The sequence below is a fragment of the Methylotenera sp. genome (assembly GCF_029945535.1).
Lineage (GTDB): Bacteria > Pseudomonadota > Gammaproteobacteria > Burkholderiales > Methylophilaceae > Methylotenera.
This window is the reverse complement of record NZ_JAQSCU010000018.1, coordinates 114,404-137,354: the sequence shown is the minus strand read 5'-3', so window position 1 is coordinate 137,354 and position 22,951 is coordinate 114,404. Positions and strand designations below refer to the sequence as shown.

Sequence of the window (22,951 nt, the reverse complement as noted above, 5' to 3'; positions counted from 1 at the left end):
TTGGATTTTGGTGGGTATGTAACAAAGACTTAACCAAGTAGTTATTTAATGCGCTCTTTCAATTAACGACATTAATTAATGATTCAAAAGATTCGATTATGTCTCTTTAACTTAGCATTTAGGTGTGCTCATCACTCATTGCATTTACCCCCGAAGGTTTTTGCTGCAAGAGATTTGCCTGTATGTTACTTAAAAGAATCGTACGCGCCGGAACAAATCAGAGCATTAAATCGTTATCACATGGTTGTTGGAAAAGGTGAATACATATTTTGGTTTAAAGAAGGTGACCAGAATACCTATTGGGTATCAACTGTTTCAAATAATCTCGATGATTTTATTCGGCAATTTTATAGAGATAAAATTTTCGGTGAGTTTGCACCATATTCTCTTATAGTGACTCAAATGCTGCATGGACAATATATTGAGTTTGTTAAAAATGGGAAAGTGGTTGAATTTGAAAGAAAAAAATTAAAAGTTCAAACTAAACTTAGTTTTTTTCTTAATAATTACTTTAATACTAGCAAATATAAGTTTTTAAAATTTCTAATTAAATTTACAAATTAAACCGTCATTCTGACGAAAGTCGCAATCTATTGGCTTTCGGTTTTGCTCTTCCTTATTAAGTATTCAAACTGTCTAAAATTAATTACGATTCTTTACGTTTAGTTAACATCTTTGCTGAGTTAATGTTGTTAAACTAATTCTCTTGTGTGCGTTAGCCAACATAAATATTTTTTTATCTAGTTCATAATTAAAATCACTCTCAAATTCTCTATTTCATTTTTAAACGGTTGATCTAAGTAATGAATAGTTAATTCGGTTGGTTAACCAATAGTTGTTTCATTAGTAAAGGAAGTTATATGCGTAATAAACTTATTTTGAGTTCTATTCTAGTTGCGTTTACATTGGGCGGTTGTGCCAATATGACTGAGACCCAAAAGGGTACAGCTAAAGGTGCGGGAATTGGCGCTGGCGTAGGCGCAGTAGTCGGTGCAATCGCAGGTAATACAAGAGGTGCCGTGATTGGTGCTGCGGTTGGTGCTGCTGCAGGTGGTGTGGCGGGTAATGTTTGGACTAAGCGTCAAGAAGCGCAGAAAAAACAAATGGAAGAGGCTACAGCTGGAACTGGCGTTGCTGTAACGCAGACTGCTGATAATCGCTTGAAGTTAGATATTCCAAGTGATATTTCGTTTGCCGTAGGTCGTGCGGATGTACAACCTAACTTTAGAGCGATATTAGATACATTTGCGAATGGTTTGGTGACTAATCCAAATAGTAACGTGACTATTATTGGTCACACTGACAGCACTGGTAGCGATGCCGTGAATAACCCATTGTCATTGAACCGTGCCGCTAGCGTGCGTGATTATTTAACGAGCAGAAAAATTGCCAGCAGCCGCATTACGATTGATGGTCGCGGTTCGCGCGAGCCATTGGTGGCAAATGATACTGCGACAAATAAAGCTAAAAATCGTCGTGTAGAGATTTTTGTTGCAGAGCCTGCACCTGCCGTTGCACCAGCAAGCAATAAGTAATAAACTTTTTACTCGTAGGACTGCAATTTAAACAGTAGACCTAAAATTTATAAAGGATTTTGAGATGAATAAACTGCTAAAAGTGTTGTTATTAAGTTTGGTTGTGACTGTAGGTTTTGCCGCATGTAGCAAAAAGGCAGAGGATGCAGCAGCAGAGTCTGCTGAAAAAGCGAAAGAAGCTGTTACAGAAATGAAAGCAACTACCGTTGATGCTGCAAAAGATGCTGCTGCTAAAACTGAGGATGCTGCTAAAGAAGCTGCTGCAGCTACTGAAGCCGCTGCTGGTGAAGCCAAAGATGCAGCAGTAGATGCTGTGCAAGCCGCTAAAGATGCTGCTGCAAAAGACTCAGCTGCAAAGTAATTTTTCGCGTACCTGTTCTAGCTGTATTCAATAAAAAAGGAGCCTAGGCTCCTTTTTTATTGCCTGTTTGGAGCCTGCTAGAAAGGTAAGAACACAGCAGTTGCAAGACTTTGCACCACCCTTGAAATTAGCCTCTGTGACTTTTCAGCTAAGGTAATGGCAAACAAATCTGTGCGACCTATCATTTTTCCGAACTCGCGTTCAAATGATAAATTTTTATCTTTATCGTTGATTTCATTACTGAGTAAATACAATGTGCCCATTTCATCTCTAGCATTTGAAAGCTTCCAAGCGGCAATCTCAATGTTTCTCGACACGTTATACATATGTTGCGGGTCTATGCTGTCATTTAAGTAGAAATCAGTTTTGTTACCATGCGCTTTAAGTAACATAGTTTGCAGCCCAACAGTAAAGGCCAGCACACGGTCACCAGTGAACTCTGGTTTAAATGCTAAGAATATGGCTTCTGTACCTTGCTGATTGTTGATGGATTCAAATTGGTAATGATGTTGTGTTTCACCGTTGAACACCCAATTAACCATCTTCTCTGCAACATCCGGCGTGCTCTTTTGCAATTCGTGCGGGTTGCGCTTATACAATTTTAGCATCAGTAGGCGCAGGCTTTCGGTGTTTTCACGCACTTCAACATCAGCCATGCGGTCAGAATCACCCTTGCCGATCTGATTAATCGTACTGCGGTCATTTTGCTCAGGAATCGGCTTGGTGGCTTGCGTGGCTGTATTAGTTGAAATGTTTGTACAAGCTGGCAACATCACAATTAGCAGAACAATAATGAATGAGCGCATTTTTAAACGTTTATTTTTTTAATGCAATTCGTGCTTTAGGGAATACCGCACTGAATGTGCTTCCTACGCCTAACTCGCTGGAGATTTCAAGTTTCGCTTGATGGCGAATTAAGATATGTTTAACGATGGATAAACCAAGCCCCGTGCCGCCAGTTTCTCGGCTACGGCTACGGTCTACTCGGTAAAACCGTTCGGTTAACCTGTCAATATGTTGTTGTTCAATACCAATCCCCGTGTCGCGCACAGAAAAAACAGGCTCGCCATTCACTAATGCCCAACGGATAAAGATTTCACCAGTTTTACCTGACTTTTTATCACCAGCAGGGGTGTAGCGAATAGCATTGCTGACTAGGTTGCTAAATACGCTACGCAGCTCTTCCACCGCGCCATTTAGGTTGAGTGTAGCGTCAGCTTCTAGATGAATGATATGCTTAACTTTATTCAAGCCCTGACTTAACCCAACGCCATCATTTTGCACGGATTTTAATAAAATAGACATATCGATTTCACTATCGTCAGGCTCTTCGGTGTTGCTTTCTATTGTGGAGAGTGTGAGTAAATCCTCAATGATACGGCGCATGCGTATGGTTTGATCTTCCATCATGGCAAAATAATTCTTTAAATTATCTGGCACTGCGCCTTCCATATCAGTCAGTGTTTCTAAAAAACCACCTACCACGGTGAGTGGCGTGCGTAGTTCATGAGAAACATTGGCAATAAAATCGCGCCGCATGACGTCTACTTTTTCGTACTGAGTCATATCGCGGCTAATTAATAGTTTTTGATTATTGGCGAATGGTATCAACTGAATTTCAAGAGTGACTTCAGAATTACGCCAAGATTTTAATTTAAAAGGCTCGTCATATTTTTCGTTATATAAGTAAGCAATAAAGTGGCTATTGCGAATCAAATTAACGACAGGAAGCTTTCTATCTGTATCTAGATTCAATCCCAGCTGATGTTCTGCATTGGGTGTGCACCATTCAATTTCATTGCTCGCACTCAGTATTACCAAGCCATCGGGCATGGCGCTAGTGGCAAGATTAAAGCGCTCTAGTGCAGAGTTAAGTTGATTTTGGTTTTGGTTATTGTTGCGCTCGTACTTCAACAGTGCGACGAAAATATCCTCCCAAACGCCTGAGCCTTCGGGTATTTCTTTGAGTTTGGGGTTTTTAAACCACTTTTGCAACGCATGTAGCCAATAAACATGGCTGATGAGGTACATCAAAAGGCCAGCAGCGAATACGATAAGCGCTGTATTGATGCTAGTGATTAGCCAGAAAAATAGACAGATGACGCTGAGCGCGCAAACGAATAAACCAGCTTTCCAACGAATATCTAGCACAGATTAACTTCTTCAATAAATTAACGTCAACAATTATAGCCAGCTTTTAGCCGAATAATGAGCTATAACGTATATATTTAATGCTTAATTTAATCGTTCTTTTCTGATAATCGATAGCCTGCTCCACGTACGGTTTGAATTAAATCTTCATGGCCCGAAAGTGAAAGTGCATTACGCAAACGGCGAATATGTACGTCTACTGTGCGGTCTTCAACAAAAACGCGGTCGCCCCAAACTTTGTCTAAAAGCTGGCTGCGTGTGTGTACGCGTTCAGCATTCGTCATAAAGAAGTGCAGCAGTCTGAACTCAGTTGGACCTAAGTCTATCGTTTTACTGTTGCCAGTGACGCGGTGAGTAGTAGGGTCTAAACGTAAACCTGCCATTTCAATTGGGTCGTCTGTCATTTGCGGCGCGCGGCGACGTAACACCGCTTTAATGCGTGCATTCAATTCGCGAGGGCTAAATGGTTTTGTGACGTAGTCATCTGCGCCAACTTCTAAACCTCGCACTTTGTCATATTCATCGCCGCGAGCGGTCAGCATGATAATCGGGATGGTCTTTGTTAGGCTGTCTGATTTCAATAAGCGCGCAAACTCCAAGCCGTTCATGCCTGGCAGCATCCAGTCCAGTAAAATCAAATCTGGAATAGTTTCACGCATTAGGTTTTGTGCAATTTCTACACTTAAGGCGCGCATGGCATTGTGCCCCGCCTGGGTAATGTTTAGCGCGAGCAGTTCTTGAATCGCTGGTTCGTCTTCCACAACTAATATATTGGCAGGCATAGCTTCCTCTTGAATGTACTTTTTATTACTTTATTTTTGCCAGTTTATGATTTAAATGTGACAGATTAATGACAAATAGTAAATATAAAATTCTACGGTTATGCATCAGTGATGCTTCTGTAGTGCTTCTATCAAATTACCTCTTTTTAAATTGCCATTTTTTTTAATTTGTTACACTATGTAACATAACGTAATTACGCAATAATAATTCTTGTATATTAAGAGGGTGGCATGGCGAATTTTTTATCTAAAGAGCATATTACCGCAAATGCAAATTTTAATCGCTGGCTAGTGCCGCCAGCAGCATTGGCAGTGCATTTGTCCATTGGTATGGCGTATGGTTTTAGTGTGTTTTGGAAGCCACTAGGCAATGCGCTTATAGGCGTGGATGGTAAGCCCTTAGCAGCCTGTGCGGCCGGAGCGACTAACTTATCTGAAAAACTATCAGGCACGGCAAGGGCTTTATTTGCGACAGATTGTAATTGGACGCAGTTTGATTTAGGTTGGATGTTTACTTTGTTTTTTGTGTTGCTAGGTTGCTCGGCTGCGCTATGGGGTGGCTGGCTAGAGCGTGAAGGCCCTCGCAAAGCCGGTTTAGTTTCTATGGTGTTGTGGTGCGGTGGTTTACTTATTTCGGCGTACGGTGTTTATGCGCATCAATTATGGTTGATGTGGCTAGGCAGTGGTGTGATCGGCGGTATAGGTCTTGGTTTAGGTTATATTTCGCCTGTTTCTACCCTGATTAAATGGTTTCCTGATCGTCGTGGTATGGCAACTGGTATGGCGATTATGGGTTTTGGCGGTGGTGCGATGATAGGCTCGCCACTTGCTACTAAGCTGATGGGGCACTTTGCAACGCCAACCAATCCAGGTGTTTGGCAAACATTTGTTGCCTTAGCGGCGATTTACTTTGTATTCATGTTATGGGGTTCGCTGAGCTATCGCGTGCCGCCAACTGGCTGGAAACCTGCCAATTGGGCGCCGCCAGCAGCACAAAATAACGCGATGATTTCCAGCAAGCACGTGCATCTTAAAAACGCTCATAAAACACCGCAGTTTTGGTTATTGTGGTTGGTGTTATGTATGAACGTGTCAGCTGGCATTGGTATTATTGGCGCGGCTGCGCCTATGCTGCAAGAAACCTTTGGTGGTGCACTGATTGGTCAGCCTGGTATTGGCTTTGCTGATATTAAAAAAGATGAAGCACTCACGGCCGCTGCGGCAGCAGTAGGCGCAGGTTTTGTTGGCTTGATTTCATTGTTTAATATTTTTGGCCGTTTTGCTTGGGCGACTTCGTCAGATAAATTAGGCCGTAAGCGCACTTACTATATTTTCTTTGTGTTGGGCGCACTCATGTATTGCACTGCGACTTATGTGGCGGGCTTTAAATCACTCGCTTTATTTGTAGGTGCTTTTTGTGTGATTGCCTCTATGTATGGCGGTGGTTTTGCAACCATTCCCGCCTACTTGGCAGATATGTTCGGCACGCAGTTTGTGGGTGCGATTCATGGGCGCTTACTTACTGCGTGGTCTACCGCAGGTATTTTAGGGCCAGTCGTGGTGAATTACATGCATGACACGCGTTTAGAAGCCAAAGTGCCGTTTGACCAAGTATACGCGCCAATTTTTCTGGTGCTGGCAGGTTTGCTTGTGGTGGGTTTTATCGCGAACTCTCTAGTGAAACCGGTGGCTGAAAAATATTACATGACAGACGCGGAGCTAGAAGTTGTAAGAAAGCTAGCACATGAAAAATCTGAAGCTACAAATACAAATGGTGTCGTGAATAGCGCCTCGCAATCGGCTAGCCATCCAATGTTGGTGGTGCTTGCATGGACTTTGGTGTTAATTCCGATTAGTTATGGTATTTGGAGCACCATACAAAAGGCTTGGGGATTATTTCATTAAATCAGTTGTATAGCGCTTACAACGGTATTTTTACTAAATCATTATCATCGATATGCGGTAAAATACGGTTTTGTGAATTGTGCGGTAGCGCTTAAGGATAAAACGTGAGAGAAATTGAAAAAAACTTAGATGGAACAGGCCTGCAAATCGGTGTAGTCCTTTCAAGATTTAACAGTGATATTGGTGATGGTTTGCTCAGCGCATGTACTGCAGAGTTGCTGAAGTTAGGCGTTGCGAGCGATGATATTACCATCGCAACCGTACCAGGTGCATTAGAAACACCATTGGTTTTGCAACACATGGCAATTAGCGAAAAATTTGATGCCTTGATTGCACTAGGTGCCATTATTCGCGGTGAGACTTACCATTTTGAAGTGGTTTCTAATGAATCTGCACGTGGTATTTCTGAAGTTCAATTTAACACAGGTATTCCTGTGGCTAATGCCGTACTGACCACTGAAGATGATGATCAAGCAATTGCGCGTATGCATGTTAAAGGTGCTGAAGCCGCACAAGTAGCTATTGAAATGGCTAATTTGGTTAGATCGCTATGATGGCTGAGAATGATGCTTCATTAACCAGCCTAGTCGTAGAAAAAGAAACTGATCAAAAAAATGTAGCAAAAAAACCATCAGTTAAAAAGAAACCTGGGCAAAATCGCAGAAAATCACGCGAGTTAGTATTAAAAGCGGTTTATCGTGGAATGTTGAATCAGTCCGAGATGAGTGCTGTATATCGTGATATGGCAGAAGACCCAGATTATGCAAAGGCAGATGAAGCTTATTTCAAACAATTGCTTGAAGCTGTTGGTGAGCATGCCACTGAACTTGATGAAAAAATGGCTGCATTTATTGATCGTCAAGTCAGTGAATTAAGCCCGATAGAGCATGCGATTTTACAAATCTCTGGCTGTGAATTAATGTTTGATATGAGCATTCCTTATCGAGTGGTGATTAATGAGGGCGTTGAGTTAGCTAAGATATATGGCGGGATTGATGGCCATAAATATATCAACGGCGTATTAGATAAACTGGCGGCTGATGTGCGTGCTTCAGAAGTTCTAAATAATAAGAGTTGATATCGCTCTGCGTTATAGCATTTAGACTATTAAATGATGCGCGCTAGTCAGTGATGACAATTGATGATTAAAGAGATGCTCATGCCGTTAAAATTTCTGATTCCGTCATGTTGTTAGTCTTTCTGCATATTCTTCGTGGAAAAGTGCAGAAGTTCCCTGCATTATGCGATGCTAAGATCGAGTTAGCCGGCTAGCATGAACTTGAGTGGCGTGCTAGAAATTGTGCGTTTAACTGATGTTGGTTTGCAGCGTGACCATAACGAAGATGCCGTTGCAAGTGATGACACAATGGGTTTTGTTGTGCTTGCTGATGGCATGGGTGGTTACAAGGCTGGTGAAGTGGCAAGTGAGATGGCGGTGCTAAGTATTACTGCCGAACTAATGGAAAGCTTGGCTAGCCAGCACGCTGGAAAAGTTGATTCGGTATTAGGTAAGCAAGCAGAAGCGCAGTTGATTGTTGATGCAGTTAAAAGTGCTAACGAAGTCATTTATAGTGTTTCTCAATCTCAGCCACAGTGTGCAGGTATGGGCACCACCCTGGTTGTTGGGGTCTTTACCAATAATAAATTGCTCGTTGGGCATGTCGGCGATTCGCGTATGTATAGGCTGCGTGACCAAGTATTAAGCCAAATAACGGAAGACCATTCATTATTGCAAGAGCAGATTAAATCAGGGCTTATTACCCCAGAGCAAGCAAAACACTCAGCCAATAGAAACTTAGTCACGCGGGCCTTGGGCATTGACCCAGAGGTTGAGTTAGAGCTTAACGAGCATGATGTTGAGGTAGGTGATATATACTTAGTTTGTTCAGATGGCTTAAGCGATTTAGTCGATGATGAAGTCATTGAGTCTGCGCTTAACAAGCTCATGCCAGATATCAACGTTGCTGCACAAGCGCTAGTGCAGTTGGCGAACGAAAATGGTGGAAAAGATAATATTTCTGTCATACTTATTAAGGTAAAAGAGTCTTTTGAGTACAGCAAGACTTGGCGCGATAACTTTTTTAGTTGGTTAAAATAGCAGGGTGGATAATGGCTAAACTGATTTTTTCTTTAGATGATAAGGTGCTGAATGAGTTTCCGCTTGAAAGTGAGCGCACTACTATTGGCCGACGACCAACGAATGACATTCATATCGATAATCTAGCAGTCAGTGGTGAGCATGCCGTGATATTGAAAAAGGGCGATGACTTTTATATCGAAGATAAAGATAGTACAAATGGCACCGAAGTTAACGACAAGTTGGTCAAAAGCTATTTATTGCAGTCTGGAGACTTGATTTCGCTTGGCAAGCATCAATTGAAATTTATCAGTGACGCTAAGTCAAAAAACCACATTAGCAATGATTCAGCTTTTGAAAAAACCGTTTTTTTTCGCCCAGCCGAGTTAGCTGAAATAATGAGAGAACAAGCTCAAGCAGAGCCTAGTACCGCAGCGCCGGACCCAGTCATCTCAGAGAGGTCAGTATTACCATTAGCTGAAAAGTCAGCGCCTGCGATGGCTGTTGGCAGAATACAAGTGTTAAACGGCACTAGTGTAGGGCGTGAGCTGATTCTTAATAAAGCACTTACCACCTTGGGTAAAACAGGTGTGCAAGTGTCGGTAATCACTAAACGTCCACAGGGTTACTTCGTTACGCATGTTGAAGGCAAAGTTTTTCCTATCGTCAATGGCAATTCTATAGGTTCGCAGGCATTTGAGCTGAGTGACCATGACGTGATAGAGCTTGCTGGCGTGAAAATGGAGTTTTATTTAGATAAAGTTTAGTCTGAATTAATCAATATGAAAATCACCTTTACCCTAAGCCTTATGATCAATTCAATAGCATGATGGATCAACAGCACCCTTATTTACTAAAACGACTTGAGCGCCTTAATACGATAGGAGTCGCGCTTTCTGCTGAGCGAGATAATAAACGTCTTTTAGAAACGATATTACTAGGCGCGCAGGAAATTACCAACGCAGATGGTGGCACGCTGTACACCATTACCGATGATAAGCATCTTAAGTTTGAGATCATGCGTAATAAAACCCTAGCGCTTGCGATGGGTGGTACGACAGGTAAGGAAATTCCATTTTTGCCTATCCCTTTATATTTAGACGATGGCAGGCCTAACTTAACTACGGTGGCAGCATACGCGACCGTGAACGATAAAACCGTTAATATTGAAAACGCCTATAGCGCACAGAATTTCGACTTTACTGGCACGCGTAAATTTGATGAGAAAACTGGCTATCACTCGCAGTCATTTTTAACGATTCCCATGAAAAATCATGAGGCGGAAGTCATCGGCGTACTGCAGCTTATCAATGCGATTGATATTGATACACATGAGATTATCCCATTCTCACAAGCCAATCAAAGCTTGGTTGAATCGTTAGCTTCACAAGCTGCGGTTGCGATGACCAACCAGAATTTGATTGAAGGCTTGAAAGGCTTATTCGAGGCCTTTATTGAGTTGATGGCGGAAGCCATTGACCAGAAATCTCCCTACACTGGCGGGCATTGTAGACGTGTACCAGAGCTTACTTTGATGTTAGCTCAAGCTGCAATCGATGCTAAAGAAGGCCCTCTTAAAGACTTTACACTCAATGAAAAAGAGTTTTATGAGTTAAAGATTGCTGGTTGGCTACATGATTGCGGTAAAGTTACCACGCCAGAATCTGTGATGGATAAGCCAACTAAGTTATCTGGCATATTCGACCGGATTGATTTAGTCGATCAGCGATTTGAGTTGCTTAAGAAACAAGCTGAGTGCGACATCCTGAAAAAGCAAGTTGAAGCATTGAAAAATGGACAAGTCCAAGATATCGCTGAGTTAGATGCTCAACTGCTAGCTTATAATCAGAAATGTGATGAAGATCTGGAGTTTCTGAGAAAGTCTAATTTCGGTAGCGAGTCTATGACGGATGAAGATCAGCAGCGAGTGGTTAATATTGCGGCGAATAAATTAGTCGATGCAAATGGCGACTCAAGGCCATTTTTGAGTGAAAATGAAGTCTACAATCTAAATATTACACGTGGCACGCTGACTAAAGAAGAACGAGAGATTATTAATAATCATATCGTTGTGACTATTCATATGCTGGATTCTTTGCCTTATCCAAATGGCTTAAAACGCGTGCCAGAATACGCCTGCGGACATCATGAACGCATGGATGGTCGGGGTTACCCAAAAGGGTTAACGCGTGAGCAAATGTCGGTGCCTGCACGTGTAATGGGGATTGCGGACATTTTTGAGGCGCTTACTTCAAAAGACCGGCCGTATAAGAAGGCTAAAACACTATCAGAGTCACTATATATTTTAGGTAAGATGAAAGTAGATCATCATATAGACCCTGATTTATTTGATATTTTTGTGCGTGAAAAAGTTTACTTGAGATACGCTCAGCAATTCTTGGAGCCTGAGCAGATTGATGAAGTTGATGAGTCTAAGATTCCAGGCTATCAACCCTAAATGCGGTCACTCTTGTAGTAGTGACAAGACCTTACAGCCAAACTGGTCACAACGTAAGTAGCTGCCTTGTTCATACCAATCGCCTAATACCCACCTTGTTAGATTGTGACCATCCAATTGGATTTTATGTTCGTGAGGTCGGTGTGTATGACCGTGGATTAGCATCTCAGGATAGTGGTGAATTGTTAATAAGTGTTCAACAGCCGCTTGGTTAACATCCATGATCTGCATTGATTTCTGTGATTTTTCATGCTCGCTACGCATACGGATAGTTTCAATCTGATTTTTTCTGACTTGTAACGGTAATTTCAGAAAATCTTCCTGCCATTTAGCGGTACGCACTTGTAATCTGAACTTCTGATATTCCACATCATCTGTGCATAAATCATCGCCATGACTCAGTAATACAGTTTTGCCATGTAGATTGATAAGGCTAGGGTCTGGCAATAAAGTCATTCCTGCAGCATCGCAAAACTCGCTGGAAATCAAGAAGTCGCGATTGCCATGCATGAGGTAAAGCTTAGTTCCAGCATCAGCAAGATGTTTAAAAGCAGAGATTATTGGCTGATGATGGACGTCTTGAATATCGTCATCACCTGCCCAGTATTCAAACAAATCCCCCAGAATATATAACGCACTTGCTTGTGACGCAGTATCTTTTAGGAAATCTAAAAACACCGTAGTAATGTGCGGTCGACTGGCACATAAATGCAAATCGGAGATAAACAGGCTGTGACCCATTAAGCTCTGGCTTAATTGATTGTCCGATTTATCCCCAAGATTTTTCATGTTAAACAGCGTAATCCAATATGATTGCTAGATTACAGTTTAACGCTACAAGCATTAGCAGCGTGTTGCTTTTTCAATGATGACATTCTCTACAGGCACATCTTGATGGCCTTTTTTGCTGCCAGTTTTCACTTTTTTGATTTTATCCACAACATCCATACCTGCTGAGACTTTACCGAAAACGCAGTAGCCCCAGCCGCTGCTTGTAGGTGCTGAATGGTTCAGGAAGTCATTATTGCCAGCGTTAATAAAGAATTGATTGCTAGCTGAATGCGGTGCGGAAGTACGCGCCATCGCAATGGTGTATTGGTCATTGGCTAGACCATTGTCTGCTTCATTCTTAATTTCGTCTGCAGATTCTTTTTGATTCATTGTTGTATCAAAACCACCGCCTTGAATCATAAAGCCATCAATCACGCGGTGAAAAATTGTGCCATCATAAAAGCCGTTATCTACATATTGCAAAAAGTTTGCAACGGTAATCGGTGCTTTTTCTGCGTCGAGTTCTAAAGTAATTTCGCCAAAATTTGTAAGTAGTTTAACCACAAAATATCCTTAATTTAAGAGTGTAAATAAAGCCTATACAGGCCTAGTTGTTAGTTGCGTTAGTGTTGATTTTAACTTGGTGTATTAATATTGCTGATTTTGGAACGTCGTAATATGGACCAACGTTTATGGTAGGGGTAATGCCAATTTCGCGCACCACATCCATGCCTTTTAACACACGACCAAATACACAGTATCCTATGAGCTCTGGATCTGGGCCTTGATAGTTGAGTGGGACATTGTTCTCAAGATTAATAAAGAACTGCGCCGTTGCCGAATCTGGATCATTGGTTCTTGCCATGGCAATTGTACCAATTTCATTTTTTAGCCCGTTATCCGCTTCATTGCTAATGGGGGCAAGTGTTTGCTTTTCAGACATGTCGGCATTAAAACCACCGCCTTGTATCATAAAGCGATTAATGACTCGGTGAAAAATAGTTTCTTTGTAAAAGCCAGAGTTTACATATTTCAAGAAGTTGGCAACCGTTTTAGGCGCTTTTTCCGGGTATAGCTCAACCACAAAATTGCCGCGATTCGTTTCAAATGTGACTTGAGGGTTGGCAGCCATTGCTGGAGCGCTAAGCAACGCAAGAGTCGCAGAAACTGCAAGTATGGCAACAGCATAAAATTTACGCATAGATTTCCTTAGGGTTAAAGCAAACGTGATAGTGACTTAAAATAGCGACTTAAGCCGAACCTTCGTAGATGATTTTCCAAGTGTTATCTTCCTTAATCCAGTATTGACGTTTTTGCATTTTATTGCTTAAAGTCGGGCTTTTAAAGTCTTGTGTAAAATCAACCACTACTAATTTCTTATCTGCATCTGGGTAAGCAAACATACTGATGTTTGATAATGCAATATCAACCTTTGGCTTACTTGCTTGCACCGTGAATTTATGGTCCGACCATTGCTGGAAGTTAATGCCATCGGTAGAGAAAGCTTGCGAGTAATGCGAAAGATACTTGGGTGTGTTTTGTGACTTCCAATCGTTTAACCAGCTATTCATCGCTTTTTGTAACGATTCTTTGTCCGCGCTTGTGTTGTCTGCATTTATCCATTTTAAGTGATTGGCAATAATCACAGGTGTTTTACCTGTTTGCAGTATCGGGGCGATGGTATTTAAGTCTTGGTTGGTCAATACTACGCAGCCGTCACTTGCATTAGGTGGCCGGCTATAGGTGGTGCTTGGTGTGCCGTGCAGCCAAATGCCAGAGCCACTTCTGTTGTGCTGCATATCCCATTCGTTAGGGTAGTTCAGCGGATATGCGCCATTGCCATACATATCAGCGAGTGGCTTGGTTAATTTTTGACTGGCAAAATAAACACCAATCGGCGTGCGCTTGTCGCCTTCAGTTTGTTTGCCAACGCCATTTTTGCCTACCGTCACATAATAGTCTGCAACATAACTCAAATTGCCGCCGTTATTTTTATACAAATATAAGCGCGACTTGTCGGTATCAACCACAATCAGATGACTTTGTTGATTATTGGGTGCAAGTAATAGGTTAGGTAATTTATCTAAATTCTCATTAGACAAGTAACGTTCAATTCTTACACGCGCTTCAGCTTGCAAATCTTTAACTGCTGCGGCTTGATTTACATTAGCATTACCAAAAGCCTGCAAATGCTGCGCTTGAGCCATGAGTAAATCGCCACGTACTAGGTAAGCCAGTTTGAAGTTGGGGATTTTTTGGATGAGCTCATCTACGGTCTTTAATGCTTGTTGGTTTTTGCCTTGTGTAATCTCCAGCAAACTTTTTACCAGTAAATTTTCAGCTAGTCCAGTTAATGAGCGCAACTCAGGTTTATGCAATAAATTGCTCAAACTGTAGCTATTGACCGCCGTCGCATTCCACGGCACAAGAGTAATCGCCGCTAATAGTACGTATGTTAAACCTTTATTTAGAGCCATTTCTCAACAAATTACCTTATAAAACTGCAATGAAGCAACATCTATAAAAGCCAAAATAAAGTTGCCGTCATTAATGACATGCAACTTTATTATTGAAGCTAGTGACAGTTAAGTTTTAGTTGCTAGCAATTTCTTGCTCAATGAACCAGTTGTTACCTTGTTTTTTCATCACCAGTGTTTTGGTGGTGTAAATCGGTTTAGAATCAGCACGGTATGACTGTTTGAAGCGTACTTTAGCGCTGTTGGCCTCAGTAGATGTGATGTTGACATTAGACACTTCCACATTGATTTTAGCTGGTCTAGTGATACGCTCGCGACGTTGTTGTTCCCAAGCTTTGCGGCTTTCACCTTTTGCTGGTTGGAAGCTTGCGCCATAACTTGCGAAGTATTGATCAAGATTTTTTGCCGACCATGCTTGCGCCCAGTTATTCACAGCCGAGGTAATATCTGCATCGCTATTTTTGGCAGGCTCAACATTTTTAGTTGGTTCTACTTTAGCAGGCTCAACAGCTGTTTTTGTCGGAGCCACCGCTACTTTTTTAACGTCAGCAGGTTTTGTATCTGCAGGGCGAATAGGATTAGCTACTTTTACCGGCTCTTTAGACGCAAGCGTAGTTTTGTTACCTGTACCAAACAAGTCTTTGATCATCGATAACTTGCCTTCAGCACGGGTATTGCTGGTATCTAACTGCAATGCCTTGTCATAAGCTTCAGATGCCATACGCGCATAAATATCACCTAAATTTTCATGCGCTGTGGCATAGCTTGGGTGCGTTTTTATTGCAGTCTCAAGTGCTTTTCTAGCTTTATCGAATTGACCTTGGTCAGCGTAAAGTACCGCTAAGTTGTTATATGGCTCAGGTAAGTTAGGGAATTTTTCAGTCACATCAGTAAATGTGCGAATGGCTTCATCGCGACGACCTTGCTCTGCAAGTAATACGCCTTTCATAAACAATGCCTGTGCATTTTTTGGATTGGCAAGAATGTAGGTGTTCAAGCGGTCAATGGCAACAGCAGATTGACCTTGATCTGCAAGTTGTGAAATGTCTTTAAGCTCGTCTGCGTGTGCCGCAGGCGCTAATAAACTCACGGCGGCTACCAAGAAAGACCGTGCGATTAAAGCGTTTAGCAAAGAAATATATTTATTCATTGTGATATACTTTTTCTAGTTAAATGACAAAGCGTAATTCTATCAATAGCCTAGCTAACATCCAATAGCTCATTTGAGATTATTGCCATATATTTAGCAAAAACTTCTAAATCATTCATTTACTTAACAACTATTCATTAACAATTTCTTTTAATTCTCGTTTAACCATCAGATTATGCTAAAAATTTACAATACGCTCGCTCGTGAAAAGCAAACATTCACGCCAATTGTCGCTGGAAAAGTGAGCATGTATGTCTGTGGGATGACCGTCTATGACTATTGCCATTTGGGTCATGCGCGCGTCATGGTGGTATTCGATATGGTCAGCCGTTGGTTGCGCAGTTCTGGTTATGCCGTGACCTATGTACGCAATATTACAGATATTGATGACAAGATTATTAAACGCGCTAATGAGAATGGTGAAACGATAGGTCAATTAACCCAGCGCTTTATTGAAGCAATGGATGAAGACTCCGCAAAACTAGGCATCATTCGTCCTGATATTGAGCCCAAAGCCACTGAATTTATTGATGGCATGATACAAATGATCTCAGCCTTGATTGAAAAAGGCTTTGCCTACGTAGCAGCCAATGGCGATGTATTTTATTCAGTGAACAACTTTGAAGGCTATGGCAAACTATCAGGCAAGTCACTTGAGGACTTGCGTGCAGGTGAGCGCGTAGAAGTCGATACACATAAAAAAGACCCAATGGATTTCGTATTATGGAAGTCTGTTAAGCCAAATGAACCAAGCTGGGATTCACCCTTTGGCGGACCTAATAGCGGAAAAGGTCGTCCAGGCTGGCATATTGAATGCTCTGCGATGAGCTCGCATCACCTTGGTGAGCATTTTGATATTCATGGCGGCGGTCAAGATTTGCAATTTCCGCATCATGAAAATGAAATCGCGCAGTCAGAAGCGGCTCACAGCCATGATGGCGAGCCTTGCCAAATGGTCAATTACTGGATGCACAATGGCTTTGTGCGGGTAGATGAGGAGAAAATGTCTAAGTCTTTAGGCAACTTCTTTACCATACGTACTGTGTTGGAAAAATATGATGCAGAAGTGGTTAGATTCTTCATTTTGCGCGCCCACTATCGTAGTCCGCTTAACTATTCTGACCAGCATTTAGATGATGCAAAGTTAGCGCTCACGCGCTTATATACGTCTTTACGTGGGCATGTGGTTGGTGAGGCTGCGATTGATTGGCAGCAGCCTCATGCAGCACGCTTTAAAGAAGCGATGGATGATGATTTCAATACGCCAGAAGCAATGGCGGTATTGTTTGATTTAGCGAATGAAGTGAATAAAACCAAATCATTGGAAGTGGCCACCTTACTCAAAAACCTAGCGGGTGTTTTGGGATTATTGCAACGTGATGCCGATGTATTTTTGCAGGGTGACGATGTGCAACTGCTTGATGTAGACGGATTGATATTGGCTAGAATAACTGCCAAAAAGAACAAAAATTTTGCTGAAGCCGATGCGATTAGAAAGCAACTGCTGGATGCAGGTGTTGTGTTAGAAGATACCGCGCAGGGTACAACCTGGCGCAAGCTGTAAGGACTCGCTTCTCTTTCAGCGAAAGCGTACTTTAATAAATCAGGTGTTGCGCTTCGCACTTGAATACACCGTTGTTTCTGAATTGCCGTAAAGGTTATTAATGATGGATACTATAGTTAAAGACTCGTTTTCTGAGCGTCTTGCAGCGATGAATAGTCACTGGGAGCGCTATCTGCTTGAAGGTAAGTTTGAACAGTCTATTGAGTTCATCGTAGCGGTTAATAGCTTGGTGGATAGCTTTAATCGATTACGCATGTCTGGCTTAGTACGCTTGTGTGAAGGGCTTGAAAGTGAAGCTTTCGCCAAGCTTTCTACTGAGAGTGCGCATCCAATCTCAAATGACGATCAAGAAAGCATACAAAAGAAAATTGACACGCTCAATAGCACGGTTGAATCAATGTTCTTGTCGCAAGAAGCCTGTCGCCATCAAGAGGGTTGGCACAGTAAAGCGTATATTGATGCTAAAGATGATCAATGGATAAAGCCGCGCAATGTCTTAGTGGTGGCCGACAATCACGGTTTTGATGTTGCGAATGAACTCAAAACACAATTATCTTTTTTTGGCTTTAAGATTGAAATTATTGCTTGGGAAGATCAGCCTGCAATCGACAGCGCGCCTTTAGCCGTTATTTTCATGAGTGTGAATAGTGATGCGACTGAGCAGCAACTCGCACTCATTGCTCAGTTACATCAACAATTTTTCTCTAGCCAGATGCTGTATTTGGGCGAACCATTAAAGCCTGAGTCGATTGTAAAGTTAATGCGTGCTGGGGTGGATGCGACTATCCCCATTAAAAATCACTCAACTATGGTACTCAGTCGTATCTTAGATTTAGTACAAACTGCCCCGCAAGAAAAAAGCCACGTGCTGGTCGTTGAAGACTCTAGAGTGGCTTTAGCGTCGATAGAGAGGACGCTGGCTCAGTATGACATAGATACTTTTTCTATTAATAGCCCAGATAAACTATTTGATGCGCTTGAGATATATACGCCAGATTTGATTCTGATGGATATGCACATGCCAAAATTCAATGGTGTGGAAGCTACTCGCGTACTACGTCAAACTGAAGCCTATGCGACAATTCCTATTGTATATTTATCTGCTGAAACTGAAGTCAGCATGCAAGTTGAGGCGCTCAGGCTAGGTGGCGACCAGTTTTTAATGAAGCCGTTTAACCCAGTGCTATTAGCCGCAGTGGTAGAAGCTAAAATTTCACGCTTTCGCGAGATGCAGCGTTCTACACAAATGGACGGTTTAACAGGTTTGCTTAACCATGCAAGTTCCAAGACTAAATTGGCCTCGATGTTGCGTGATTTGCCGCTAGGCCAGGAAATGGCGATAGTCATGCTCGATATTGACCATTTTAAATCCATCAATGACGCCTATGGGCATCCCGTAGGTGATTTGGTGATACGCACCTTGGCTTATTTACTCAAAGGGCGTTTGCGCTCAATTGACCTGATTGGGCGCTATGGCGGTGAAGAATATATTATTGGTTTGCCAGGTGTTGATGCCAGCCAAGCTGCAGTCATTATTGACAAAATTAGACAAGATTTTGCACGCTTCACACATCACTATGCAGGCGGCGTCATTCACGCTACATTTAGTGCAGGAACAGCTTCTTATCCTGACTTAGGTAGTGTTTTTGAGATTATTGAAGCTGCAGACAATGCATTGTTGCAAGCCAAGCGCTTAGGTCGGAATCGCGTAGAGCGATATCAGTCTGAATCACAAGAAGCTATTGGGCTTTGAGTTTCATTCATTAAAGTTTTATATACTCAAAATCTTGCCTGATATATTCAGTACAAACTCACTAATACGTTAAAATATTCACATTGATCATTATGGAAAATTGCTATGCCCGTTAAATTAAACTCTCCAGAAGCCGCATCACTCTTGCCAGTTAAAGGCGTTCAATTAGGTTTTGCAGAAGCGCATGTGCGTAAACCAAACCGTAAGGATGTACTAGTGATGACTTTGGTTGAAGGTAGCAAAGTGGCTGGTGTATTTACCTTAAATCAGTTCTGTGCTGCACCGGTGATTTTGTGTAAAGACTTTATTGCGCAAAAGTCAGGTATACGCGCTTTGTTAGTGAATACAGGCAACGCAAATGCAGGTACTGGTGAAGAAGGCTTGAATCGGGCAAAACAAACTTGTGTAGCATTAGCCGGATTACTAAATTTGCAAGCCAACCAAATATTACCATTCTCAACCGGCGTAATTTTAGAGCCGTTACCCGTCGATAAAGTCGTTGCAGGCTTACCAGCGGCGATAGCCAATCTAAAAGAAGATAATTGGCTGAATGCGGCTGAAGCGATTATGACAACGGATATTGTTGCCAAGGGCACATCGCGTCAAATTCAGCTTGGCGGCAAAACAGTCACAATTACGGGCATCAGCAAGGGTTCTGGCATGATTCATCCGAACATGGCGACTATGTTGGGTTATATTGCGACCGATGCTGCTGTGAGCCAGTCTGCGCTTGAAAGCATAATTCAATATGCCGTGAATAAATCATTTAACTGTATTACGGTGGACGGCGATACGTCGACTAATGACAGCTTGATTTTGATGGCAACTAATCTGGCTGGCAATACAGAAATTAACGAAGGTAGCTCAGATTTTATTGCTCTGCGTGATGCGATGAGTGATGTGGCTATTGAGTTAGCCCAAGCCATTGTGCGTGATGGCGAAGGCGCAACTAAATTCATGACCGTGAAAATTGAAGGAGGTCGTGATGAAGCTGAATGTCGTAAAGTGGCTTATGCGATTGCCCATTCACCATTGATTAAAACTGCGTTTTTCGCATCTGACCCTAATTTAGGCCGTATCTTGGCGGCGATTGGCTATGCAGGTGTCGATAATCTCGATGTAAACGCACTGAAACTTTATCTAGGTGATGTGTTAGTGGCTGAAAATGGCGGCAGAGCTGCAGCTTACTTAGAGGAGCAAGGTTCAGCTGTCATGAAAGAACCTGAAATTTTAGTGCGTGTAGATTTAGCGCGAGGTAATGCTTCATGCACAGTTTGGACCTGCGACTTTAGCTATGATTACGTCAAAATCAACGCGGACTATAGGTCATAAATGAGCGATTTTAGCCAGTTGATTCAGCGTGCTGAAGGCGTATTAACACGCCTAGAAGCCTTTATTCCAAGTGCCCCAAGTGAGCCTGATTGGTCAGCCATTGCATGGCGCTGGCAGCATAATAAAGGGCATGGTTATTTGGAAGTGATTCCTCATCCGCACCTTATTCAGCTGGATGATTTGCATAATATCGACCAGCAAAAAACTGAAATCGTCCGAAATACAGCACAGTTTGTTAAAGGCTATACCGCAAACAATGTGCTGCTAACGGGCGCACGCGGCACTGGTAAATCGTCTATCGTTAAAGCTTTGTTAAGCCAGTTCTCGCAAGATGGGCTGCGTATCATTGAGATAGATAAGCAAGACTTAACTGATTTGCCGCAAATTACTGCTTTGCTGCGTAACCGTTCAGAGCGCTTCATCGTGTTTTGTGATGACTTGTCTTTTGAAGTTGGGGATGCTGGCTATAAAGCGCTAAAAGTAGTGTTGGATGGCTCTATGGCGGCGACTTCAGATAACATTTTAGTGTATGCCACGTCTAATCGACGCCATTTATTACCTGAATTTATGGCGGAAAGTTTAGAAACACAGCATTTAGGCGGCGAGATTAGACCGGGAGATACCATTGAAGAAAAAACTTCCTTATCAGACCGATTTGGCATGTGGTTGGCTTTTTATTCGTTTGATCAAGATGAGTACCTTGCCGTAGCCGCGCAGTGGTTGCGCCACTATGGAATCTCAACATTCGACGATTCGGCTCGCACCGCGGCCTTACAGTGGTCGCATACTCGCGGCTCGCGTAGTGGCCGAATCGCTTACCAATTCGCACGAGATTACGCGGGCAGAAAACAACTTGCCGCCAAGTATTCTGCTTGACGCATTAAACGCATGAGTACAACAAAACGCAAAATTACGCACGCGGCGGTAGGTGTTATCCAGCGTGAAGATGGTTGGGTCTTATTGGCAGAGCGGCCAGTTGGTAAGCCCTGGGCTGGTTATTGGGAGTTTCCAGGCGGTAAGGTGGAAGAGGGCGAAACGGCACGGCAGGCGCTAAATCGCGAGCTGCAAGAAGAGCTTGGTATAGAGGTAACATCACTCTACCCATGGCTAACGCGTAGCTTTGATTACGAGGCTAAATATGACGCAGCCGGACAATTGGATTCGCCAGCTAAAACCGTTAAGCTGCATTTTTTTACTATTACAAAATGGGATGGCGAACCATGTGGTTTGGAAAATCAGCAGCTAGTTTGGCAACCGCCTGAAAATATTGAAGTTTCGCCGATGTTGCCAGCTAATGCGCCTATATTCGCTGCGCTGAATTTGCCGTCAAGTTACGCCATTACAAATTTAAGTGAACTAGGTGAGGATTTGTTTTTTGAACGTCTGAAAACTTCCTTGGGTAATGGGCTAAAAATACTGCAACTGCGCGAAAAGCAGCTCTCAAATCAAGCCTTTCAAACATTCGCCGAACGTGTAACTCAGCTGGCAGAACCATATAAAGCCAAGGTGCTGATTAACTCCAGCAATCAATCTGCCTCAGCAACTTTGAATGTTGCAGGCATACATTTTAACTCTACTGATCTAATGCAGGTGCAGGCAAAGCCAGAGGCAATGCTATGCGGTGCCTCTTGCCATAATGCCGAACAATTAGCGCACGCAGCGGCACTAGGTCTTGATTATGTGATGTTGTCGCCGGTAAAGGTGACACGTAGTCACCCGGATGAAGAGCCTATGGGATGGGATCAGTTTGCTGATTTAATTGCGGACTACGCTTTGCCGGTTTATGCACTTGGCGGCATGCTGCCCGCAGACTTGCACGAAGCAAAATCGCATGGCGCACATGGCATCGCCATGCTACGCAGTGCTTGGCTTAGTGAGTAGCGTTTTCGGGCGGTGCTTGTACTATAACGTTGATGGTTTGTTTGTAGTTGGGAGTATTTTTACTAGTTTTAATTTTGCTGTTAGATTTAAAGTGGAGCGTAAAATTCACTTGCTCACCCACAGTGAGTGGTTTTTTTAAATCGAATAGCATTAAGTGATAGCCACCAGGCGCAAGCTTGTAAGGTTCTCCAGCTTTTAGTGCTAAGTTTTCTAGCATGCGCATTTTCATCACACCATTTTCCATGGTCATATTGTGTATCTCTACACTATCGGTAACGTTACTTTCTATACTGACAAGTGTCATGTCCTGCTTGCTCAAAAACGTCATATAAGCGGCGCCTACTTCCTGCCCAGGATTAGTTGGCCGCACCCATGCATCTGTTATTGACACAAGATTTTTTGGCGCAACGATCTCTTTAGCATACACTTGTGTGCCAGTAAGCGTTAGTATTAACGCTAAAGAGAGGCGGACAAAATATTGGTAGAAAGTATTTAGCATATAAATTTATTGCCTTGAAAAGTTGACGTCAGAAAACTCTTGTTCAAGATCATCTTCTTTAATTTCGACTGGAATCGCATACTGTTCACTTGCCCAAAGTCCTAAATCTATCATTTTGCAGCGCTCACTACAAAAAGGCCTGAAGGCATTGCTAGGCGAGAATTCAGATAATTTTTTACAGTGAGGGCAGGCGACTAATCGTTTCTTTGTGGTTTCCATATTGCTGAGCCGTGTTTCTTAGTTGATGATAATGCG

At 42.6% G+C, this 22,951-nt stretch carries 24 protein-coding genes; 14 read left to right on the top strand and 10 right to left on the bottom strand.

The genetic code is table 11. The annotated features are described in order from the left end of the window. Window positions 1-78 precede the first annotated feature (78 nt). The 3 genes from PSU72_RS12305 to PSU72_RS12295 all read left to right on the top strand — a co-directional run bounded on the left by PSU72_RS12305 (window position 79) and on the right by PSU72_RS12295 (window position 1,896). Window positions 79-564, top strand: coding sequence for a hypothetical protein (locus PSU72_RS12305; protein ID WP_300432875.1), 486 nt, complete (start codon window positions 79-81; stop codon window positions 562-564). Between the two features lie 296 nt (window positions 565-860). Further along, window positions 861-1,535: an OmpA family protein gene (locus PSU72_RS12300; protein ID WP_300432874.1), complete on the top strand. Its 675-nt coding sequence runs from the start codon at window positions 861-863 to the stop codon at window positions 1,533-1,535. 64 nt (window positions 1,536-1,599) lie between these two features. Continuing rightward, window positions 1,600-1,896 carry a hypothetical protein gene (locus PSU72_RS12295; protein WP_300432872.1) on the top strand — a complete coding sequence of 99 codons (297 nt, stop codon included), beginning with the start codon at window positions 1,600-1,602 and terminating at the stop codon, window positions 1,894-1,896. 77 nt (window positions 1,897-1,973) lie between these two features. Here the strand turns inward: PSU72_RS12295 and PSU72_RS12290 are convergent, their stop codons facing one another. From PSU72_RS12290 to phoB, 3 genes are all read right to left on the bottom strand, one after another. Continuing rightward, the gene (locus PSU72_RS12290) at window positions 1,974-2,702 is read right to left on the bottom strand and encodes a hypothetical protein (RefSeq protein ID WP_300432871.1); all 729 of its coding nucleotides are present in this window, start codon (window positions 2,700-2,702) and stop codon (window positions 1,974-1,976) included. Window positions 2,703-2,712: 10 nt separating this feature from the next. Continuing rightward, the gene (gene phoR / locus PSU72_RS12285; RefSeq protein ID WP_300432870.1) at window positions 2,713-4,047 is read right to left on the bottom strand and encodes a phosphate regulon sensor histidine kinase PhoR; all 1,335 of its coding nucleotides are present in this window, start codon (window positions 4,045-4,047) and stop codon (window positions 2,713-2,715) included. An 89-nt stretch (window positions 4,048-4,136) separates the two neighbouring features. Beyond that, entirely contained in the window at window positions 4,137-4,829 is a 693-nt protein-coding gene (phoB, locus tag PSU72_RS12280; protein WP_300388350.1) for a phosphate regulon transcriptional regulator PhoB, read from the bottom strand. Window positions 4,830-5,060: 231 nt separating this feature from the next. Here phoB and PSU72_RS12275 point away from each other — a divergent pair, with 231 nt between their 5' ends. The 6 genes from PSU72_RS12275 to PSU72_RS12250 all read left to right on the top strand — a co-directional run bounded on the left by PSU72_RS12275 (window position 5,061) and on the right by PSU72_RS12250 (window position 11,269). Beyond that, window positions 5,061-6,734, top strand: a complete 1,674-nt coding sequence (locus PSU72_RS12275; RefSeq protein ID WP_300432868.1) for an OFA family MFS transporter — start codon at window positions 5,061-5,063, stop codon at window positions 6,732-6,734. A 104-nt stretch (window positions 6,735-6,838) separates the two neighbouring features. Beyond that, entirely contained in the window at window positions 6,839-7,288 is a 450-nt protein-coding gene (gene ribH / locus PSU72_RS12270; RefSeq protein WP_300432867.1) for a 6,7-dimethyl-8-ribityllumazine synthase, read from the top strand. Beyond that, window positions 7,285-7,812, top strand: a complete 528-nt coding sequence (gene nusB, locus PSU72_RS12265; protein ID WP_300432866.1) for a transcription antitermination factor NusB — start codon at window positions 7,285-7,287, stop codon at window positions 7,810-7,812. Before ribH ends, nusB begins: the two co-directional genes overlap by 4 nt. A gap of 195 nt (window positions 7,813-8,007) precedes the next feature. Then, entirely contained in the window at window positions 8,008-8,832 is an 825-nt protein-coding gene (locus tag PSU72_RS12260; RefSeq protein WP_300432865.1) for a Stp1/IreP family PP2C-type Ser/Thr phosphatase, read from the top strand. Between the two features lie 11 nt (window positions 8,833-8,843). Further along, complete coding sequence (locus PSU72_RS12255) at window positions 8,844-9,578, top strand: FHA domain-containing protein (protein WP_300432864.1); 735 nt, start codon at window positions 8,844-8,846, stop codon at window positions 9,576-9,578. A 59-nt stretch (window positions 9,579-9,637) separates the two neighbouring features. Beyond that, window positions 9,638-11,269, top strand: a complete 1,632-nt coding sequence (locus PSU72_RS12250; RefSeq protein WP_300432863.1) for an HD family phosphohydrolase — start codon at window positions 9,638-9,640, stop codon at window positions 11,267-11,269. Between the two features lie 6 nt (window positions 11,270-11,275). Here the strand turns inward: PSU72_RS12250 and PSU72_RS12245 are convergent, their stop codons facing one another. The 5 genes from PSU72_RS12245 to PSU72_RS12225 all read right to left on the bottom strand — a co-directional run bounded on the left by PSU72_RS12245 (window position 11,276) and on the right by PSU72_RS12225 (window position 15,667). Continuing rightward, window positions 11,276-12,058: a UDP-2,3-diacylglucosamine diphosphatase gene (locus tag PSU72_RS12245; protein WP_300432862.1), complete on the bottom strand. Its 783-nt coding sequence runs from the start codon at window positions 12,056-12,058 to the stop codon at window positions 11,276-11,278. 54 nt (window positions 12,059-12,112) lie between these two features. Beyond that, window positions 12,113-12,604, bottom strand: coding sequence for a peptidylprolyl isomerase (locus PSU72_RS12240; protein ID WP_300432860.1), 492 nt, complete (start codon window positions 12,602-12,604; stop codon window positions 12,113-12,115). Between the two features lie 43 nt (window positions 12,605-12,647). Then, a complete protein-coding gene (locus PSU72_RS12235; protein WP_300432859.1) occupies window positions 12,648-13,241 on the bottom strand; it encodes a peptidylprolyl isomerase in 594 nt (197 codons plus the stop codon). A 49-nt stretch (window positions 13,242-13,290) separates the two neighbouring features. Next, on the bottom strand, window positions 13,291-14,517 hold the full coding sequence (locus PSU72_RS12230; RefSeq protein ID WP_300432858.1) for a L,D-transpeptidase family protein: 1,227 nt from the start codon (window positions 14,515-14,517) through the stop codon (window positions 13,291-13,293). Between the two features lie 115 nt (window positions 14,518-14,632). Next, window positions 14,633-15,667, bottom strand: coding sequence for a tetratricopeptide repeat protein (locus PSU72_RS12225; RefSeq protein WP_300432857.1), 1,035 nt, complete (start codon window positions 15,665-15,667; stop codon window positions 14,633-14,635). A 175-nt stretch (window positions 15,668-15,842) separates the two neighbouring features. On the opposite strand from PSU72_RS12225, the gene cysS reads away from it, so the two are divergent. The 5 genes from cysS (at window position 15,843) to PSU72_RS12200 (ending at window position 22,197) form a co-directional block, all read left to right on the top strand. Next, window positions 15,843-17,231 (top strand): cysteine--tRNA ligase, encoded by a 1,389-nt coding sequence (gene cysS, locus PSU72_RS12220; RefSeq protein WP_300432856.1) that lies wholly within the window; start codon window positions 15,843-15,845, stop codon window positions 17,229-17,231. A gap of 100 nt (window positions 17,232-17,331) precedes the next feature. Further along, window positions 17,332-18,984 carry a diguanylate cyclase gene (locus tag PSU72_RS12215; RefSeq protein WP_300432855.1) on the top strand — a complete coding sequence of 551 codons (1,653 nt, stop codon included), beginning with the start codon at window positions 17,332-17,334 and terminating at the stop codon, window positions 18,982-18,984. Between the two features lie 105 nt (window positions 18,985-19,089). Continuing rightward, window positions 19,090-20,316 (top strand): bifunctional glutamate N-acetyltransferase/amino-acid acetyltransferase ArgJ, encoded by a 1,227-nt coding sequence (argJ, locus tag PSU72_RS12210; protein ID WP_300432853.1) that lies wholly within the window; start codon window positions 19,090-19,092, stop codon window positions 20,314-20,316. Continuing rightward, window positions 20,317-21,192, top strand: coding sequence for an ATP-binding protein (locus tag PSU72_RS12205; RefSeq protein WP_300432852.1), 876 nt, complete (start codon window positions 20,317-20,319; stop codon window positions 21,190-21,192). 12 nt (window positions 21,193-21,204) lie between these two features. Continuing rightward, entirely contained in the window at window positions 21,205-22,197 is a 993-nt protein-coding gene (locus PSU72_RS12200) for a Nudix family hydrolase (protein ID WP_300432850.1), read from the top strand. On the opposite strand, the gene PSU72_RS12195 is transcribed toward PSU72_RS12200, so the two are convergent. Further along, window positions 22,187-22,696: a copper chaperone PCu(A)C gene (locus tag PSU72_RS12195; protein ID WP_300432848.1), complete on the bottom strand. Its 510-nt coding sequence runs from the start codon at window positions 22,694-22,696 to the stop codon at window positions 22,187-22,189. The two genes, PSU72_RS12200 and PSU72_RS12195, sit on opposite strands and share 11 nt — an antisense overlap. Window positions 22,697-22,702: 6 nt before the next feature. Then, window positions 22,703-22,915 (bottom strand): DNA gyrase inhibitor YacG, encoded by a 213-nt coding sequence (locus PSU72_RS12190; protein ID WP_300432847.1) that lies wholly within the window; start codon window positions 22,913-22,915, stop codon window positions 22,703-22,705. Window positions 22,916-22,951 lie beyond the last annotated feature (36 nt).

Bases quoted from the DNA above. Each gene is read 5' to 3' on its own strand.
- nusB (WP_300432866.1), top strand. From the start codon at position 7,285: ATGATGGCTGAGAATGATGCTTCATTAACCAGCCTAGTCGTAGAAAAA.
- PSU72_RS12195 (WP_300432848.1), bottom strand. From the start codon at position 22,696: ATGCTAAATACTTTCTACCAATATTTTGTCCGCCTCTCTTTAGCGTTA.
- PSU72_RS12250 (WP_300432863.1), top strand. From the start codon at position 9,638: ATGATGGATCAACAGCACCCTTATTTACTAAAACGACTTGAGCGCCTT.
- argJ (WP_300432853.1), top strand. From the start codon at position 19,090: ATGCCCGTTAAATTAAACTCTCCAGAAGCCGCATCACTCTTGCCAGTT.
- PSU72_RS12260 (WP_300432865.1), top strand. From the start codon at position 8,008: ATGAACTTGAGTGGCGTGCTAGAAATTGTGCGTTTAACTGATGTTGGT.
- PSU72_RS12235 (WP_300432859.1), bottom strand. From the start codon at position 13,241: ATGCGTAAATTTTATGCTGTTGCCATACTTGCAGTTTCTGCGACTCTT.
- PSU72_RS12300 (WP_300432874.1), top strand. From the start codon at position 861: ATGCGTAATAAACTTATTTTGAGTTCTATTCTAGTTGCGTTTACATTG.
- PSU72_RS12295 (WP_300432872.1), top strand. From the start codon at position 1,600: ATGAATAAACTGCTAAAAGTGTTGTTATTAAGTTTGGTTGTGACTGTA.
- PSU72_RS12190 (WP_300432847.1), bottom strand. From the start codon at position 22,915: ATGGAAACCACAAAGAAACGATTAGTCGCCTGCCCTCACTGTAAAAAA.
- PSU72_RS12200 (WP_300432850.1), top strand. From the start codon at position 21,205: ATGAGTACAACAAAACGCAAAATTACGCACGCGGCGGTAGGTGTTATC.
- PSU72_RS12255 (WP_300432864.1), top strand. From the start codon at position 8,844: ATGGCTAAACTGATTTTTTCTTTAGATGATAAGGTGCTGAATGAGTTT.
- PSU72_RS12205 (WP_300432852.1), top strand. From the start codon at position 20,317: ATGAGCGATTTTAGCCAGTTGATTCAGCGTGCTGAAGGCGTATTAACA.
- cysS (WP_300432856.1), top strand. From the start codon at position 15,843: ATGCTAAAAATTTACAATACGCTCGCTCGTGAAAAGCAAACATTCACG.
- PSU72_RS12230 (WP_300432858.1), bottom strand. From the start codon at position 14,517: ATGGCTCTAAATAAAGGTTTAACATACGTACTATTAGCGGCGATTACT.
- PSU72_RS12275 (WP_300432868.1), top strand. From the start codon at position 5,061: ATGGCGAATTTTTTATCTAAAGAGCATATTACCGCAAATGCAAATTTT.
- PSU72_RS12290 (WP_300432871.1), bottom strand. From the start codon at position 2,702: ATGCGCTCATTCATTATTGTTCTGCTAATTGTGATGTTGCCAGCTTGT.
- PSU72_RS12225 (WP_300432857.1), bottom strand. From the start codon at position 15,667: ATGAATAAATATATTTCTTTGCTAAACGCTTTAATCGCACGGTCTTTC.
- PSU72_RS12245 (WP_300432862.1), bottom strand. From the start codon at position 12,058: ATGAAAAATCTTGGGGATAAATCGGACAATCAATTAAGCCAGAGCTTA.
- PSU72_RS12215 (WP_300432855.1), top strand. From the start codon at position 17,332: ATGATGGATACTATAGTTAAAGACTCGTTTTCTGAGCGTCTTGCAGCG.
- phoB (WP_300388350.1), bottom strand. From the start codon at position 4,829: ATGCCTGCCAATATATTAGTTGTGGAAGACGAACCAGCGATTCAAGAA.
- PSU72_RS12305 (WP_300432875.1), top strand. From the start codon at position 79: ATGATTCAAAAGATTCGATTATGTCTCTTTAACTTAGCATTTAGGTGT.